Source organism: Brevibacillus sp. M2.1A, assembly GCF_013284355.2.
Taxonomy (GTDB): domain Bacteria; phylum Bacillota; class Bacilli; order Brevibacillales; family Brevibacillaceae; genus Brevibacillus.
Genome location: NZ_JABSUY020000001.1, coordinates 3585515 through 3602910 on the forward strand (window position 1 = coordinate 3585515; position 17396 = coordinate 3602910).

Consider the following 17396-nt stretch of genomic DNA (forward strand, 5'->3'; position numbering starts at 1 on the left):
ATCGAGGCTTTGTGATGATTCCCCTTGGGAACACGATTTCCAAGGGGAGTTCATCCATTACATCCTTGGAGAGGAGCAGCAAATGATTTTTACCAAGCAAGCTCAGCACAGAAAGAAAGAGCCCGTGTTTGGCTGGATACTCTCATATGTAAAGCCTTATCGAGGTTGGGTCATGATTTGTATCATTGCCTCGCTCCTTGTGGCTGTTGCAGACATTTGGATGGGAATCCTGATCAAAACCATGGTTGAACATACGAACAACTTCGACAAGCTGGTCAGTATTGCCCTTATCATTTTTTGTCTGACCATCGTCGGTTTTCTCTCAAAATATTTCATCACGTATTCGGCAGCTAGATTTAGTGCAAGAGCCATGAGAGATTTGAAAAACAGCATGGCTTCTCATCTTGAAAAAGTCCCCATGTCCACGATGGATAAATTTCATTCTGGCGATCTCGTTTCTCGCTTAACAACGGATGCCCAAATCTTGCAAAGCTTTTTGCAAAAGCATTTCTATCAGCTTTTTTATTTGCCGGTTGTTTTTGTCGGAGCTCTTGGACTGTTGTTGACGATCAATTGGAAGTTAATCATCTTCAGCGTTGCAATCCTCCCCGTCGCTATCGCGATCACAGGGTGGATGAGCAGACCGCTTCAAAAATATTCGGAGCAAATGCAGGACCATCTGGGTAAAACGAACGCAATCGCTCAGGATACGCTTTCCGGGATTCACATGGTCAAAGCTTTTCAATTGGAAGGTGTCCTGTATCGTAAATACCATGCGGGTATGAAGCAGGTTTTGAAAAATGCGTTCCAGGCAGAGAAGAAACGTGCGTGGATGACAGCACCAGGGATTTTATTGTTTTCTTCCCCCATTCTGTTTTTTGTTGCTTATGGTGGGTACTTGATTCAGGCGGGAGAATTGGATCTGGGCAGCTTGGTCGTTTTCAGCTATTTGCTTCACTTCATTATCGAACCTCTTTCACTCGCGCCCGTGTTGTTTGCCCAAGTACAAGAGACCTCAGGTGCGGCAAAGCGGCTGCAAGAAATTTTTTCACAGCCAGTTGAACAAAATGATCTGCCTGCGATTCCTGTTGATCCACAAGCGATTCCTGTACAGTTTGAGAACGTTACGTTTGGCTACGATCAGGTAAGGATTCTTGATGATGTTAGCTTTACGTTACATCCAAATAAGACCGTTGCGTTAGTTGGTGCAAGCGGAAGTGGAAAGAGCACCATCATGAAATTGCTGTGCGGGTTTTATCAAATGGAACCGGGCAACGGAAGACTCAATGTATTCGGGCATTCCATGACGGAGTGGAATATGCCGGACATGCGGAGCTATCTTTCCATGGTTTCTCAGGATACGACGCTATTTCCCGTGTCTATTGCGGAAAATATCTCATATGGACGAATTGATGCGACACAAGACGAGATTATCGCAGCGGCAAAAGCAGCCAATGCGCATCACTTTATCATGGAGCTGCCGCAAGGATATCAAACAAAAGTGGGAGAACGAGGCTCTCGTTTATCCGGAGGACAGAAACAGCGGATCGCGATTGCCCGAGCGATTTTGAAGGACGCCCCGATTCTGCTGCTGGATGAACCAACGTCTGCTTTAGATACAGAATCGGAAGCTCTGGTACAGGAAGCACTGGAAAATGTAATGAAAAATCGGACGGTTCTCGTCATTGCTCACCGACTGTCTACGATAAAAGACGCGGATGAAGTGCTCGTTTTGGAGCAAGGACAAATTGTTGAACGGGGTACACATTATGATTTGCTTGCCCAAGACGGCGCTTACACCAGATTGTATCAAAAACAGTTTGCCACAGAGACGCACAGCTCACTGGCAGCAGGGAGGGTATAGGCATGTTCATCAAGAGTTTGATGCGGGAACTACTTCAACTGCTGTCGTTTATGAAATCGAAAAAGCGAGCGTATATATTGGGACTCGTAGGAGACGGAATCGGTCAAGCAGCTGTATTGGTATCTTTACCTTTCGTATTCAAGGATCTGACGGATTTTGCGAACACAAAAGACCCTGCTTTATTAACCAGAGCGATTGCCACCATGGCTATGATGTTCCTCTTGCTAAGTATCCTGTCTCCATTTTTCAGCTACATCTATCGTCGATGCGTCCGTGAGCTCATTGCCAACATTCGGCTTCATGTCTATCAACGTTTGAGCAAGCTGCCTTTCGATTACTATGAGCAGCACCATTCGGGAGATACGATGTCGAGACTGGGCAATGATGTTGTCCTCATGGAAAACGCGTACGCAGAGCAATTGAAAACATTGAGCATCATCCTGCTGTCACTGATTGGCTCGATCATAGGAATGTTTGCAATGGATTGGAAAATTGCCGTCGTCTTGTTGATCGTAAGCGCATTGACTCTTTATGTGAATACGCTGTTTGCCAAGTCTGTACGGCGCATTGGAGACCGAATGCAGCAGCAGATGGGGATTGGGACAGAAAGATTAAACGATTTTTTGTCTGGGTTGCCCATCATCAAAATGTTTCATTTACATAACGTTGTGACCGCCCGTTACACGGCAGCAAATGAGGAAGTAGCTTCGTCTGCCATCAAACAAGGGCATAAACACGGATTATTGGAAGGGACCAATTTCTTCATCCAATTCGTAAGCTTCGGAGGAATGCTTGTTTTTGGAATCATGATGGTGTCCAAACAAATAATCGGGTTGGGTGTGCTGGTTGCTCTGGTTCAACAACAGATGCTTGTAACACTGGCCTTTCTCCAGCTTGGCCAAGTCATTACAGCGTTGCAGAGCTCGCTAGCTGGCGCTTCTCGGGTTGTCGATTTTCTGAATGAACCTCTCGAACCGGAAGAGTATCAGCAGAGCACCGACAAACACCAGTATTGCGAAAGCATGCTGAAACTGGAGCAGGTCGTTTTCGGATACAACGAAGATACAAATGTGCTGGATGGTGTTTCGTTACGAGTCGAGCAAGGCCAAATGGCTGGCCTAGTCGGATCGAGTGGAAGTGGAAAAAGCACCGTCATGAAACTTCTGTTAGGGTATTACCCACCTGCGAGCGGCTCTCTTTATTTACTGGGCAAGCCCATGGGCGCCTATTCTCTCGCAGAAATCAGAAGCTTGATCTCATACGTGCCTCAGGATGCCTTTTTGTTCGAAGGAACGATTGAAGACAATATCCGTTACGGCTGCTTGAATGCTTCGGAAGAGGATGTCATCCAGGCAAGCAAAGCTGCGTATGCGCATGATTTTATTATGGAACTGCCAGATGGCTACCAGACAAAAACAGGAGAACGCGGTGCCAAGCTATCCGGCGGCCAGCGTCAGCGAATTGCCATTGCCAGAGCTATCTTGAAAAATGCACCGATTCTTTTACTGGACGAAGCAACCTCTGCTTTGGATGCAGAATCGGAATATTGGGTGCAGCAAGCATTAACTGCACTCATGAAAGATAAAACAGTACTTGTCATCGCTCATCGCCTGTCGACTGTAGAGGCTGCCGATGTGATTTACGTGATGGATCAAGGAAAGGTTATCGAGCAAGGGCGCCATGTTGAGTTAATGCAGTACAACGGCATCTATGCCAACTTGTATGAAGTGCAGCAGCGAAAGGATCGAGCAGATCAAATGAGTAGTCTGGAATTGACCGAAAGAAGGGTGAGCGCTACATGATTGCCATTTACGCTTTGAAATGTCCTGCTGTCATGGAGAAAGAGTCGTTCAACCGATTTTTACAAGCACTGCCCGAAGAAAAACGGGAACGGGTCAATCGTTTCAGAAATCCGGCTGACTCCTATCGGGCGTTGCTCGCGGACGTGCTGGTACGTTCTCTCATTTGTGAAGTCTACGAGATTTCTAATGACGAAATCGAGTATGACTACAATGCATACGGAAAACCTTTTTTGAAATCATTTCCCAACTTCTGCTTTAACGTCTCGCATTCCGGGGAATGGGTCGTCTGCGCCACGCATGACGCGCAGGTGGGGATTGATGTGGAGCAAATATGTCCGATTGATTTGGATATTGCCACTCATTATTTTGCAACAGCCGAAGTAGAGGATCTCTTGGCAAAACATCCAGATGAACAGGTTTCATATTTTTACGACCTTTGGACTTTGAAGGAGAGCTATATAAAAGCGAGAGGCATGGGGCTATCCATCCCGTTGCAATCATTCGCCATAAGAAAAAACCTGGACCAATCGATTACGATATCGCAAAGTGATTCCCGCGATGCTTGGGCATTTCATCAGTATGAGATCGATCCAGGTTACAAATTATCAGCATGCGCGACTGCCAATCAGTTTGCTGCTCAAGTAGTGATGAGGGATTTACAAGATTTAGATCAGGCTATTTTTCATAGAAAGATGTCGAGATAATACGCAATGAGGAAAGGGAGGGGTAAGAGATGAAATTGTTCTGCTTTCCGTACGCAGGTGGGCTTCCCAGCATCTATTACGGGTGGAAGCGGGTAGTGTCGCCAGCGATATTGGAAATTGATCCATTCGAGGTACGGCCTTCATTAATTGGCGATAGCATGGTTCTTTCCACCTCGTTTTATGAGGTCTTGGAGGATGTATACAACCGGATTACACCAGAGCTGGGGGAAGAACCTTTTGCCTTTTTTGGCCACAGTATGGGCGGATTAATTGCGTTTGAACTGACGCGAAAGCTGTTGCAGAATGGAAAGCCACTGCCCCAGCACTTGTTCCTGTCTGCCTCCCGCGTGCCACATGCGTATCAGAAGCTGGTAAAAACATACAACCTGCCGCATGACGAGTTCATCGAATCGCTTCGTACACTTGGGGGCACTCCCAATGAAGTTTTGGATAATCACGAGATCTTGGAGGTATTTTTGCCTATGATTCGCGCTGATTTCCAGGCCGTGCAAACTTATGAAATGAATAATGAGCTTCCCAAACAAATCCCTGTCAATATGACGGTATTGTTTGGGAAAGAAGATTCTATTGAAATCCAAGATATTGTGGCATGGCGAGACTATTGCGGGGGAGAATGCAAATTTTACCCCATGCCTGGTGGGCATTTCTTTATTCATCAGCAAATGAATACGATCATGGTGATTATTCAAGACACATTGAAGGTAGAACAGGCAGTTGCAATCCGTGCACCATTTTAACAATTGTGTACGGCAACAATAAATCCAAAGGTGAAGGTTGGTGTTCTTTTCATGAATCAGAAAGCACTATCTCGTTTGCTAGCGGCCGTTACATTATCAACGGCGCTGGTCTACCCGCAAGCAGCAAGCGCAGCCGCTCCAGCTCCGGTTTTGCATGACGACAATCCAAGTGGTCATTTTGGTGACTGGTACACAGGTGCGGTTCCTCCCAATGCATCCAAAGACAAGCCCGTGATCCTGTTTGTCCAGGGTCTGCACTCCACCTACAATACCTGGTATACAACAGACGGATATTATGATGCAGCCTATAACGCCGGGTATCGTACCGCATTTGTACAACTGAAGGACGCGGATGGTACTGGTGGAAACATGTGGACAAACGGAGCCAAGCTCGCCGAAGTCATTAAAAAGGTTGCAGATTATTACGGTGTTTCCAAAATCAATATCATTGCACATTCCAAAGGTGGCATCGATACACAGACAGCGCTCGTTCACTATGGCGCACATCCGTATGTCAACGTAGTTCACCAGCTTTCCACGCCAAACAAAGGTTCAGAATTGGCTGACATGGCGTACAGCAACTGGGCGGGATGGCTCGCTGACATTCTTGGCAAAAAAGATGATGCCGTGTATTCCCTGCAAACGTCCTATATGGCCAACTTCCGTGCGCAGACTGACAGCCGTAGCGAAAATAGTTCAACAAAGACATACATGGCCGCTGGAACAGGGGATGATGGCTGGTTTAGTGCTACCTGGTTTGGTCATGCGGTTCTTCCTGGTGAAGACGATGGAGCCGTTTCTGTTGAGTCTGCCTTCGGTTTGCCGTATGGGATCAAGAGCTTTACAAAAGACGTTTCCCACGGTCAAATAGCGAAAGCCTCACAAACATGGGATCTGGTTCAGCCAAAATTGCAAAACGCATCCATTAAAGAACGTGCAAATAAAATAAGCAAAGACAAATCGAAAGAAACCACTGTGGAAGAAAGCTCCGTTATTCTCCGCGGAGGCGAAGTGGAAGACAACACCTCCGAAACATTTTTCTTGGAGAGCGGAATCGATAAGCTGAATCTTGATACGATGACCTCGTCGGAAGACACCGTTGTGACCCTGATCAGTCCGTCTGGCAAAGAGTATGAGGCCGATCTTAGTAAAAAAAGCAACTCGGAAGATGAGCCCGGGATATTCCAAGATGCTGTTCATCACTTCATTGAAGTAGAGGAACCTGAAGCAGGCGAATGGACACTTGAAGTGGAGGGCTCTGACGACGCCTTTTTCATGGTTGGTTCCGTGGATGGTGGAGAAGAAGCGAAAGTAAAGGCGAGCAAAAAGGTATTCAAGAAAGGCGACAAAGCGAAGATTTCCGTCGACCTGGGCAAAAACGAAATTGATCAATCGTTACTGGAAAAAGCAAACCTGACTCGTTCCATGAACGGCGAAAAAGCAAGCGTCCTTGATGAAGTGAAGTTTGCCGTAAAAGAAGATGAGCTTACTGGCAATTTTACTGTGCCGACGAAGCCAGGTGTTTATAATCTCTCCTTTGACGTAACTGGCATCAATGAGGATGGCGAACCATTTACACGCTCTATTAATTACAACTTTGCGGTAACAAATAGCGATGGAGAATTAGAAAAATAAGAGCAAACTATTTTACGGCCCTGAAAAAGGGTCGTTTTTTTCTGTTTACAACGGCATCTCAAAGACAAAGATCACCACACCTGGCCAGACTGGCGTAGGTTGTGCGGAGATCTTTATTTATTCTTCACCAGTCTAGTTTTTCATCGTTTCATGTAACTTTCTAACTATTTCACAATTACAATCAAACCGTTTACAGCCTCCCTTCGTTTCCTTTGATAGTACCATTAAAAAACAAGTGTGAAATGGAGGAAGAATCATGAGGAAGACCGTGTGCCTAGCAGTTCTACTGCTTTTTTTCACTACGGCTGCCGGAATGTCAGCCTATGCACAAATGGACGGTAAGCCGGCGTCCCAGGCGACACCAAATTCTAGCCAAAGTGACCAAGTCATCCGGGTGTACGGACCAGGTGGACCACTTGGACCGATCAAAGAAGCTGCTGAACATTTTTCAGCTGAGACGGGAATGAAGGTGGAAATAACAGCCGGACCAGAGAGCAAGTGGATCGGTCAAGCAAAGCAAGATGCAGATATTATTTTCGGTGGCTCCGAGTATATGCTGCAGGACTTTATCTTTAACTACCCCGACATGATCGACACCAAAACACGTACGGAGCTTTACGCACGTGCTGCAGGAATATTGGTGAGGAAAGGAAATCCTAAGAAGATTGAAAGTCTGGAGGATTTAACGAAAAAGGGAGTAAAAATAATGGATGTGAATGGGGCTGGCCAGCTTGGCCTGTGGGAAGACCTGGCAGGCAGAAAAGGGCTGATCGGAGGCATTACTCAAAATATTACCGTTTCTGTAAAGTCGAGTGCCGAAGCCATTGAACGATGGAAATCGAATTCCAGTCTGGACGCCTGGATTACCTATGAATCGTGGCATTACCGGATCCAGGATGTGACTGACCTGGTCGAACTGCCCGAAGAAGAAAAACTCTATCGTGGAACGCCGATCGCCCTGACAAAAATCACTGATCAGAAAAAAGAGGCACAGCAATTTATTGATTATTTAAGAACGGAAAAATCTCACCAAATCTTTCAAAAATGGGGCTGGAAGTAAGGAGGAACATACATGAAAAAAGTAGTTTTTACACTTGCACTGCTTTTGATTATTTTTGCTTTGGCTGCTTGTGGAAAAAGCACGGAGGTAAAAACAGAGGCGGTTCAACCCGATCAAGCCCAAACGGAACCAACTAAATCGGAACAAGCCCTCCAGCTTTTGAAGAATGAAAAAGCTGGAGAGTATTTGGCGGATCCACAGGGAAGGGCCCTGTATTACTTTAAAAAGGACGAAGCAGGAAAAAGCAATTGCAGCGGGGAATGCCTGGCAAACTGGCCGGCATTTACCCAGGAGAATTTCGCAGTCCCAGAAGGTTTTGACAAAAAGGATTTCGGTACGATCACAAGAGAAGACAACGGGAAGAAGCAGGTTACATACAAAGGCTTTCCTCTCTATTATTTTGCAAAAGACCAGCAAGAAGGGGATATAAACGGACAAGGAGTAAAAGAAGTATGGTTTGTCGTAAACAGCGAAACAACATTTGAATAAGCCTCCCAGGGAACGATCAGTCGCGGTCGTTCCCATCTTTACTTTTAAAAAAGGGTTATGGCAGTATAATTTTTATCCAAAAGCAGGGAGTGCCAATGAAAGAAAATTACGATGCGGAATTAATGCGATTGGTTAACGAAAAAAATGGTCACGCATTAGAGGAGCTCTATGATCGATATATAAAGCTTGTTTACGGCTTCGTTATGAAGTTTTGCAATGGGAATGAGGATAAGACGAAAGAAATTATTCAGCTGGTCTTTTTGAGGCTATGGACAACAAACAGCCATTACGATCCTGCTCAAGGCAGCTTTGTAAATTGGCTGCTCACGATTACCCGCAATATATGCATTGACTACCTTCGCAAAGAGAAGAAGCATACGCAACACCATCAAGAGGAACATGAAGAGATCGCCGATCCTGCAAATGCAGTCGAGCAACGAGTAAATACGAATGATATTGCGATGGCGAAAAACAAATTGCCGACGGCCCAAAGAAAATTAATCGATCTGCTATATTGGAAAGGGTATTCTCTTTCAGAGATCGCCAAGCTGGAACAAGAGCCGCTTGGCACGATTAAAAGCAGGCTTCACCAGGCTCTTAAAGGATTGAGGAAGCATCTGGAACTGGAGGATATAAAATGAGAAGGGTTTGTGATCATTTAATTTCATATATAGCAAATGAGCTCAAGGAGAGCGAACACATGGCCTTTGCTGAACATGTAAAGAATTGTGCGGAGTGTAAAAAAGAATATCAGGAATTATCCCAGGCCTGGCATGCTTTGCCGTTCGATTATACCGAAATCGAGGTGCCTGAATCGCTAAAAGGCGAGGTACTGGGGTTTGTTTTTGAGCCCAAAAGAAGCGGTACGGAAACATTCATGGCTAAGATGAGCAAGCTCGCCATGATGCTTAAAAGCCAGTTCACTCCCGTTTCAACGAGTATGGTGACCGTCTTGTTTCTCGCGTTTATTGGCCTTGGAATAGCGAATATACAAGTAGAAAATCGCCATGCGGAAAATGTCCCCATTGAAATTGTAACGGCGATTCCCTTAAAAGCAGCCAATCAAAGCCACCCGGAAACAAACGGTATCGCCTATATTGTCCAGCAGGGATCAGAGAAAAATTTGGTGGTGCAGGTTCACGAATTGCCCGGCGTCGAAGGTTCACAGGTTTACCAGGTTTGGCTGCTGAAAAACAGCAAGAGGGAAAATGGTGGCATATTCAAGCCGGACGAAAACGGATTCGGATTACTGACCTACCAGCTCGCCGAAGGGCAGACTTTTGATCAAATCGGCATTACTGTCGAACCAGACGCAAACAGCAGACAACCAAGAGGAAAAAAAATAGCCGGTTCATAGATGGTAACAGAAAAGGACAGATTCATATTTTAAATATCTGGTTAACCGTATCGTGCGAACGTGTGCTCATCTTCAAGAAACGTCCCCTATAGAATCCGCATATGTCCACACGGCTTGGCCAGTTGAGCCTTATGGGTTCGATAGTAAGGCAAACACAAATAGAGGCTGCTGGTGTTAAAACCGGCAGCTTTTACTTTTTTATTCTAATAAGAGATTGTTTCTTTTACATTTTGGAGTTTCTGATTGACGTGCGTCATACAAGACGAAGGGCCATTTTTATTTAATTGCGTTTCGTTGTGAAAATTAATTATTTTCAGAATTATATATTGTTGTTTTTTTATCTGCCGCTTATAATTCTACTAGTGCATGAACTTCATATCCTTATTTTTTTGAAGTATACACTTCGGAGTTGAACAACTGAAATTGCTTTCCGGTTTGTATGTAATAAATCTAAGGAGGTATGACATGAAGATGAATGAGTGGGAAGCGTCATTTGAAGCATACGTCGAAAAGCTGATGGATGATTTTCAGGTTCCCGGTGCGATCATTGCGGTAGCCAAAGACGGGGAACTCGCTTACGAAAAAGAGTTTGGTTATCGAGACCGCGAAAAGCAAGCTCCTATCAATCTGGATACGGTATTTGGCATCGGGTCAATTACGAAGTCGTTTACATGCATGGCGATCATGCAGCTTCAGGAAGAAGGAAAGCTTTCCGTACATGATCCGGTCATCACGTATTTGCCTGAGTTTCGCACACCGGATGAAGCCCAAACGAAGAGCATCACCATTCATCATTTCATGACCCATACCCTCGGATTTCCACCACTTCCATCTCTCATTCCCGCAATGCTACGCAGTTTACAAGCCGATCCGACAGCACAAGAATTACTCCAACATTTTGAAGCGCAATGTAAACACCCAATCGATACCTTCGAAGACCTCATGGCATATATAGAGAAGCTGCCCTTCGAATTGTTGGGACCTGCCGGGACAGAATTCAGCTATTCGAACGAAGCTTTTGGCTTGCTGGGGGCAATTATTGAGGGTGTCAGCGGCAAAACATATGAAGACTATGTTAAAGAGCATATTTTACAGCCGGTTGGCATGGAACGAACGGTTTTTCATGTAGAGGAATTAGGAGAGGACGACAATACTACCATGCTGTACACATGTCGCATGAATGATGGTGTTCGTGAGGTTGTACGTGCCCCTGGTTGGTGGGATGCTCCCTCCATGCGTGCAGCAGGCTTTCTCAAATCGTCCGCACGTGACATGCTTCGGTATGCGGATGTCTATCGGACAGGCGGGCTTTCAAATGGAGCGAGAATCATCTCGGGAGATAGCGTGTCACAAATGGCTGCTCCTCATGTACGCATTGACTTGAGTCGCAGCTATGGTTACGGACTCGGCGTACTTCCATTTACTGAAGATTACACGTTACTCACCCATACCGGCGGCTTAAAAGGGATCACAGCACAAATGTTCATCATCCCAGAGGCGGGAGTAACCGGCGTTCTTTTGACCAACATGGATGATGCCCCCATTACCAATCTGACATTAGGTTTATTGAACAGCATGTTCGGTCGCCCGCTCGAGACGCAGTTCGCCACGTTTCCCGATAGGGAAGTGTCGCTTGATTCCTTGCAGCAATGCCCTGGTACATATAAATCAGGAGAAGGAGACGCAGTAGAGATTAGATTCGATGAAGCACAGAGACAGCTCTTACTCGTTTTAGGCAATGATGTGTTTCCACTGCGTTCCGTGGGCGAAGACACGTTTCTGTTCACGCGCCACAACATCGATTCACTCATCCGCTTTGTTCGCCATCCAGACGGTAAGATCAAGCGCATGGCCTTTGGATCGCGCCAAATACCGAAAGCAACCTAATCGAAGATAGGGAGGAAGTTTCTCATGAAGGTGTTTATTTCGTTGGACATGGAAGGGATATCCGGACTTAGTGAATGGGAGGATGTGATCCCCGGTCGTAGACATTACGAAGCGGGGAGAAGACTGCTGACCCAAGATGTTAATGCGGCGATTGAGGGTGCACTGGAAGCAGGAGCTACCGAAATTATCGTCAATGAGTCTCATGGACCGATGAACAATATCATCCTGGAAGAATTGCACCCACAGGCAGATGTCATCCGCGGTTTTTTCAAGCCTCTCTGTATGATGCAGGGAATCGACAGTAGCTGCGATGCCGCATTTTTCATCGGTTATCATGGAAAAGCGGGAACAGGAGATGCAGTACTCAATCATACACTGTCTGGCCTCGCTATCCATAGGCTTATCTTAAATGGCAAAGAGGTGGGCGAAGCGGGTTTAAATGCAGCAATCGCAGGAGCCTTCGGTGTCCCAGTCGTACTCGTTACCGGAGATTCCCAAACGGCTAAGGAGGTGGAAGAACATATCCCTGGAGTCTTTACAGTCGCTGTAAAAACAGGGATAACTGGACTCTCGTCGCAAGCGATGCATCCCGTCCGTGCGAGAGAGCTGATCCGTCAGCGGGCAAAAGAGGCATTGCTCCATCGCAATACAGTGAAACCGCTTGAGCAAAGAGTAGAGAATACGATAGAAGTCGAGTTTACAAAATCACAATTTGCCACAGCAGTCAGCTGGATGCCAGGAATTGAACTCATCGAAGGACGCACGGTACGCTTCCATTCGTCTGATCTTGTCAGTATGATGCCTGTCTTGCAAGCGATGCTGTTGATAACCGGGCAAGTAAATCAGATGATTACTGGTTAAGTAAGTAAAAAATGCAGCCCCTCTTCACGAGGATCGCTGCATTTTTTTGTTTTAGTTCAAAGGCTTATGGTTTTTCAAATAAGCAAGGGCATTATAAATCATTTCGGCTGCCTCTTCACGCGTGATGGGCTTTTGCGGATGGAGCTTGTTTTCCTTATCCAATTCGATCACATCTCTTGCCAAAGCTCGTTGAATGGAGCCTTGATAATCCACGGTGAGGTCATGATCATCTTTGATTTCTACCGGCACTAGTTTGATCATGGGAAGATTACCTTTGGTCTCCATCACTCTCATCAGCTGGTGAATGAATTGCTCTTTAGTCCATTCAGCGTTCGGATCGAGATCAGCTGGTAACTCCAAACCGTTCACAGCCGCTATGATGAGACTCTCTGCATACCAAGCCTCGTTATCTGCTTTGGAAAAAAAGTCAGTGGCTTGTGGAGCTTTTACAAAACGGATCGCTGCCAGATTCAAATCAAAGGCATTTACAATCAGTTGAATACCTTGAGCAGCTGTTATCGTTTCATTAGGTGCGAACTTGTTATCATCTACGCCTTTTATCACACCTTCTTGCTGTAAGGAAAGAATTTTATCCTTTGCTCCAGATTGGACGAGATCCGTAAAAGGAGTCGTTGCAGCAAAGCTTGGTTGGGCGAATGACACGGTTAACAATGCAAGGAAAGAAAGAGAAATCGTACGTTGTCTGACATTCATGGTAGCCACCTCGTCTATTTTTGAAGTTTCACTCCATTTGACGAGCAATAATTGACAACGTTTCAGCTTTCCTTTGCTCCTATCGAATATCAAGGGACCTTGAAAATTTTCAGTTTGTTTACAGTAAAAATATTTAAGGAAAACTTTATCTTTTGACCACGATTTCATTTAACATTGCCTAGTACCATCATATTGAAAAAAACAACATGCGCTCGAACCATGGAGGAAATGGAAATGAAAAAGAGGTTTCTCTTACTAGGTATTCTTTTATTGCTATTGGGTTATCCATTCTTGCGGACATTCATAGATGCTTTATGGGAACAAAAAGAGCCGTACACGGCAGCTTTCCCGAAATACAAAGCGATTCGCGTTGAACAAGACCAGATTTATCAGGGCGATCTGTTATTAGTCAACAAGAACCATCCGATCCATTCAGAGGCTGTCCCATCCGATGTGATCCTTTTGTCTTCGCACAAATATTTGGTGGAAGGCTATCGCTTGCAAGATAATTCTATTGAATTGTCTGAGAACGCAGCGGAGGCGTTCAACGAGATGGCCGGTGCAGCAAGCAGTGACAATGTAAATGATTTTATGATCAAAAGCGGCTATCGAAGTTTGGAAAAAACGGGAAAACCGGCTGAAGAAAAGGGACATGACGAAGGTGCATTGCCAGATTGTTTTAACGAACATCATTTGGGAACAGCCTTGGATGTTGCATCCACACAAATGAAAATCGACCAATCTCCTGAAGGGAAGTGGCTACAAGAAAACGCTTGGAAATACGGGTTCATTCTTCGCTATCCAAAGGAAAAGGTCACAATCACTGGCATTCCTTATAATCCTATGCATTACCGATTTATAGGTTTGCCACACAGCGCTATTATGCAGGAGCGTCAATTCTCCCTGGAGGAATACGTGAATTACTTGCGAGAAGCAAAGGAAGTGTCGGGGAGTATAAATGGTGGCGACTACAAAATTTATTATTATCCGGTAAATACTAGCATCATGATTCAAGTGCCTACCAATGGAAAATATGTGCTTTCAGGCGACAATCAGGAAGGTGTCATTGTGACAGAGTTTTTGTAGTTTAATGATTCTTTTTCAAGGAGGGCGTAACGGAACATGTTTCTCTTGCTTCCTTCGTTACAGTGATGATGAAAAAGACTGCTGAAGCACTCAGCAGTCTTTTTGTGTTGCACGAAGATGATTAAATCACACGTCTTCCAAGCTCAAAGCGTTTTTCCCAGGAAGTCCCTTTGAATTTAGTTGTTGTAACTCCAGGCTTACCGTACGTGTGCAGCAGCTTATTGTCTCCAGCGTAGATGGCAACATGGGTAATGCGAGAAGACGAGCTGCCGTAGCTGTGGAAGAACACGAGATCCCCTTTTTGCAGTTGATCCTTCGAGACTTTTTGACCGACTTTGGACTGTTGTCGCGAGTCTCTAGGCAGTTTTACGCCAACCTCTTTAAACACTCGCTGTGTAAAGGAAGAGCAATCAAATGTACGTGTTGTTTTTTTGCTCGAACCGTATTTATAGGGAACGCCTTTATACTTCAATCCTTCGGAAATGACCTGATCGGCAATGTCGGAAGAGGAGGCAGAAGTATTGTGATCAAATGAAGGAGCAGTATCTTTCGTCTGTTTATTCAGATTACTATCAGTAGTACTTTCCTCGTTGGCTGCCAGGTCGTTATTCATACCATCTTGAACCATTTGATCAAATTGGTCCATTTCAGCCTGTCCATTGCCCTGATTTGCAATGGATTCTTCGATAATCTGTTGCAGGTTCTGGTCATTCTTATGTTTTTTCTGCAGTTTATCCTGATTATGTGTAGTTGTGGAGGTGAGACCTGTCTCAGAAGCCGCGTAGGCTTGTCCGTTCATGAGAAGAGAAGTTCCCATTAGAATAGCTACGACCGCAGTAGTACCTTTCCAGTTTCGCTTTGTCATGATGTTCCTCCTTCTGAATGGTTCATCTTGTTGTATGTTTCTCATCCACGCTTTTATCGTACAGAATAAAACTAAGATTCCCGGTAGAATTTCATGAGAGTTTCCTGAGAAAACTGTTGGTAAGATATTCAAACGGAGATGATATGCATGCCTACGCCAGATGGAAAAGGCTATTTGCTGCTCGTGGAGGATGAGCATAACTTGGCAAGATACTTACAGTTGGAGTTGGAGAATGAAGGATTTTCGACGGATATTGAATACGACGGGCTTTCCGGATTAGAAAAGGCACTGACGATTGAGTACGACCTCATTCTTCTGGATGTCATGTTGCCCGAATTATCGGGGATCGAACTATGCCGGCGCATACGGGAAACCAAGGATGTCCCGATTATCATGATCACGGCTCGTGGAGAGGTTCCAGATATCGTCACGGGGCTAGACAGTGGAGCCAATGACTATCTGGCGAAGCCGTTTGCCATCGAGGAGTTGTTTGCCCGGATTCGGGCCTTGTTACGTCAGCGGGAATCAAAAGCGAATCAGGAGATAGTGGTTGGTCGTTTGCGTATCCAGCCCAATGCACGGCGAGTGTTCCTCGATGACGAGGAAATCATGTTGACCCCACGCGAGTTTGATTTGCTTTATTATCTGGTTCAAAACAAAGAGCAAGCGGTCTCGCGAGAGCAAATTCTTACAGCCGTTTGGGGCTTTGACTTTATGGGGAATACCAACATCGTGGATGTGTATATCCGGTATTTGCGGAACAAGATTGAAAGTGATCCATCCGTCAAACTGATACATACTGTTCGAGGAATCGGCTATACACTACGAGATTAGAAGGAGAACGCAGTGCTTACACCTCGCAGATACTCACTCAAATGGAGACTGACACTGTTTTTTAGCTCTGGCATGCTGGTTTTGCTTCTCTTTTTGTCTATTTTTATTTTTTTCAGTACCTCTAATCTCGTCCATCAACATGAGCAAAAATTACTCAATCAAAAAGCGACGGCCATCGCAGCCGATTTGAAAACAGAAATCACCGAAGAAGCATCTTTGAAGATTCCCTATCTGACGCGTTTGCTAACCAATTACGCTGACGTCAATCAATTCATCTACATCAGCGACCAAAACGGCAAGGAAATCGCTTCAATACAGGGAGCCAATTGGACAAAAGAGCCGGAAGACTATTATGAAAGGACCTTGGTCGCAAAAGAACCTGTGCAGCTACCGTTCACATCGGAGCTTTTGTTTGTGCAAATTTCTACTACGACAGAAGCACTTGAATGGTATTTTTCCATCCTGCTCACGATTCTTTTTCTCTCGTCCTTTTTTACCTTGCTACTTTCGGCGATTGGAGGCTACTGGTTGAGCAACTGGGGACTGAAGCCTCTCGATCATCTTATCCAGCAAATCCATTCCATTTTCCCTCAACGTCTCTCCCAGCGAATTCACCATCATCACGTAGAGAGTGAAATCTACGAGTTGATCCATGCCTTTAATCTGTTGTTAGATCGTATGGAAGAAGCAATGGTCTATCAGCAGAGATTCGTCACAGATGCCTCTCATGAATTACGTACACCGCTCTCGATTATTGAAGGGTATGTAAGTCTTCTGCAAAGATGGGGGCAGCACAAACCAGAAGTAAGGGACGAAGCACTCGCTGCTGTGGAGCAGGAGTGTAAACGACTTTTCAAACTCATCGATGATCTGTTGTCGCTAGCCAAATTGCAGCATAACTCACAACTAGGCTCAAGGAAAGTCGTGCAGCCACTAACCCCTCTGCTTCTGGAAGTAAAGCAAGCGTGGGTTCCCATTTTCCCTCCACAAATTAAGCTGCTTTTTGAATGGGAAGAAGCGATTGTCCTTTTGATGGATCGGGAGCGGATTCGCCAGTTGTTGGACATCCTTTTGGACAATGCACGGAAATATACAGATGAAGGACAAGTGAAGGTACGCGCATATGGGGATGAAGAGGCTGTGCACATTGTGGTAGAGGATACAGGGATCGGTATTCAGGCAAAAGAGATTCCCCACCTTTTTAAGCGATTTTATCGTGTGGACAAATCCCGTACGCGAAAAAGGGGCGGAAGCGGGATTGGTCTGGCCATCGCCCAAGCGATTGTCGCAGATCACGAGGGAAGCATCTCTATTGCTCCTTCTGCGGATAGAGGCTTGAGTGTTCATGTTTCGTTGAAAAAAGCGGGAATAGATTGACGACATGAAAGAGTAACGATTGGCTCTGTGAGCGTGCATTCCAGAGCCTTCGTTTCTCATAGTGTTCTGATTTATGAACATGTAAAATGAAAGGGAGTCAATA

Annotated in this window: 16 protein-coding genes; 14 read left to right on the forward strand and 2 right to left on the reverse strand. The window is 45.3% G+C overall.

Annotated elements, in window-relative coordinates; genetic code table 11:
- Positions 1-82 precede the first annotated feature (82 nt).
- The 11 genes from HP567_RS17555 to HP567_RS17605 all read left to right on the forward strand — a co-directional run bounded on the left by HP567_RS17555 (position 83) and on the right by HP567_RS17605 (position 12417).
- A complete protein-coding gene (locus HP567_RS17555) occupies positions 83-1864 on the forward strand; it encodes an ABC transporter ATP-binding protein (RefSeq protein ID WP_173609243.1) in 1782 nt (593 codons plus the stop codon).
- A gap of 2 nt (positions 1865-1866) precedes the next feature.
- Positions 1867-3666, forward strand: coding sequence for an ABC transporter ATP-binding protein (locus HP567_RS17560; protein WP_173609242.1), 1800 nt, complete (start codon positions 1867-1869; stop codon positions 3664-3666).
- On the forward strand, positions 3663-4370 hold the full coding sequence (locus HP567_RS17565; protein WP_173609241.1) for a 4'-phosphopantetheinyl transferase family protein: 708 nt from the start codon (positions 3663-3665) through the stop codon (positions 4368-4370). Before HP567_RS17560 ends, HP567_RS17565 begins: the two co-directional genes overlap by 4 nt.
- 29 nt (positions 4371-4399) lie before the next feature.
- Complete coding sequence (locus HP567_RS17570; protein WP_173609240.1) at positions 4400-5128, forward strand: thioesterase II family protein; 729 nt, start codon at positions 4400-4402, stop codon at positions 5126-5128.
- A 51-nt stretch (positions 5129-5179) separates the two neighbouring features.
- A complete protein-coding gene (locus tag HP567_RS17575) occupies positions 5180-6763 on the forward strand; it encodes an alpha/beta hydrolase (RefSeq protein WP_173609239.1) in 1584 nt (527 codons plus the stop codon).
- Between the two features lie 256 nt (positions 6764-7019).
- A complete protein-coding gene (locus HP567_RS17580) occupies positions 7020-7823 on the forward strand; it encodes an extracellular solute-binding protein (protein WP_173609238.1) in 804 nt (267 codons plus the stop codon).
- Positions 7824-7835: 12 nt separating this feature from the next.
- On the forward strand, positions 7836-8312 hold the full coding sequence (locus tag HP567_RS17585) for a COG4315 family predicted lipoprotein (protein WP_173609237.1): 477 nt from the start codon (positions 7836-7838) through the stop codon (positions 8310-8312).
- 95 nt (positions 8313-8407) lie between these two features.
- The gene (locus HP567_RS17590) at positions 8408-8953 is read left to right on the forward strand and encodes an RNA polymerase sigma factor (RefSeq protein ID WP_173609236.1); all 546 of its coding nucleotides are present in this window, start codon (positions 8408-8410) and stop codon (positions 8951-8953) included.
- The gene (locus HP567_RS17595; protein WP_173609235.1) at positions 8950-9669 is read left to right on the forward strand and encodes an anti-sigma factor domain-containing protein; all 720 of its coding nucleotides are present in this window, start codon (positions 8950-8952) and stop codon (positions 9667-9669) included. Before HP567_RS17590 ends, HP567_RS17595 begins: the two co-directional genes overlap by 4 nt.
- A 465-nt stretch (positions 9670-10134) precedes the next feature.
- Entirely contained in the window at positions 10135-11556 is a 1422-nt protein-coding gene (locus tag HP567_RS17600; RefSeq protein WP_173609234.1) for a serine hydrolase domain-containing protein, read from the forward strand.
- Positions 11557-11580: 24 nt separating this feature from the next.
- The gene (locus HP567_RS17605) at positions 11581-12417 is read left to right on the forward strand and encodes a M55 family metallopeptidase (RefSeq protein ID WP_173609233.1); all 837 of its coding nucleotides are present in this window, start codon (positions 11581-11583) and stop codon (positions 12415-12417) included.
- 51 nt (positions 12418-12468) lie between these two features.
- Here the strand turns inward: HP567_RS17605 and HP567_RS17610 are convergent, their stop codons facing one another.
- On the reverse strand, positions 12469-13131 hold the full coding sequence (locus HP567_RS17610; protein ID WP_173609232.1) for an S-layer homology domain-containing protein: 663 nt from the start codon (positions 13129-13131) through the stop codon (positions 12469-12471).
- 234 nt (positions 13132-13365) lie between these two features.
- On the opposite strand from HP567_RS17610, the gene HP567_RS17615 reads away from it, so the two are divergent.
- Positions 13366-14217: a M15 family metallopeptidase gene (locus HP567_RS17615; RefSeq protein ID WP_173609231.1), complete on the forward strand. Its 852-nt coding sequence runs from the start codon at positions 13366-13368 to the stop codon at positions 14215-14217.
- Positions 14218-14338: 121 nt separating this feature from the next.
- Here HP567_RS17615 and HP567_RS17620 read toward each other — a convergent pair whose 3' ends face one another.
- Positions 14339-15082 carry a C40 family peptidase gene (locus HP567_RS17620; RefSeq protein WP_173609230.1) on the reverse strand — a complete coding sequence of 248 codons (744 nt, stop codon included), beginning with the start codon at positions 15080-15082 and terminating at the stop codon, positions 14339-14341.
- Between the two features lie 147 nt (positions 15083-15229).
- On the opposite strand from HP567_RS17620, the gene HP567_RS17625 reads away from it, so the two are divergent.
- Together HP567_RS17625 and HP567_RS17630 are read left to right on the forward strand one after the other, a co-directional pair.
- Positions 15230-15916, forward strand: coding sequence for a response regulator transcription factor (locus HP567_RS17625; RefSeq protein WP_173609229.1), 687 nt, complete (start codon positions 15230-15232; stop codon positions 15914-15916).
- Between the two features lie 12 nt (positions 15917-15928).
- Complete coding sequence (locus HP567_RS17630) at positions 15929-17293, forward strand: sensor histidine kinase (protein ID WP_173609228.1); 1365 nt, start codon at positions 15929-15931, stop codon at positions 17291-17293.
- Positions 17294-17396 lie beyond the last annotated feature (103 nt).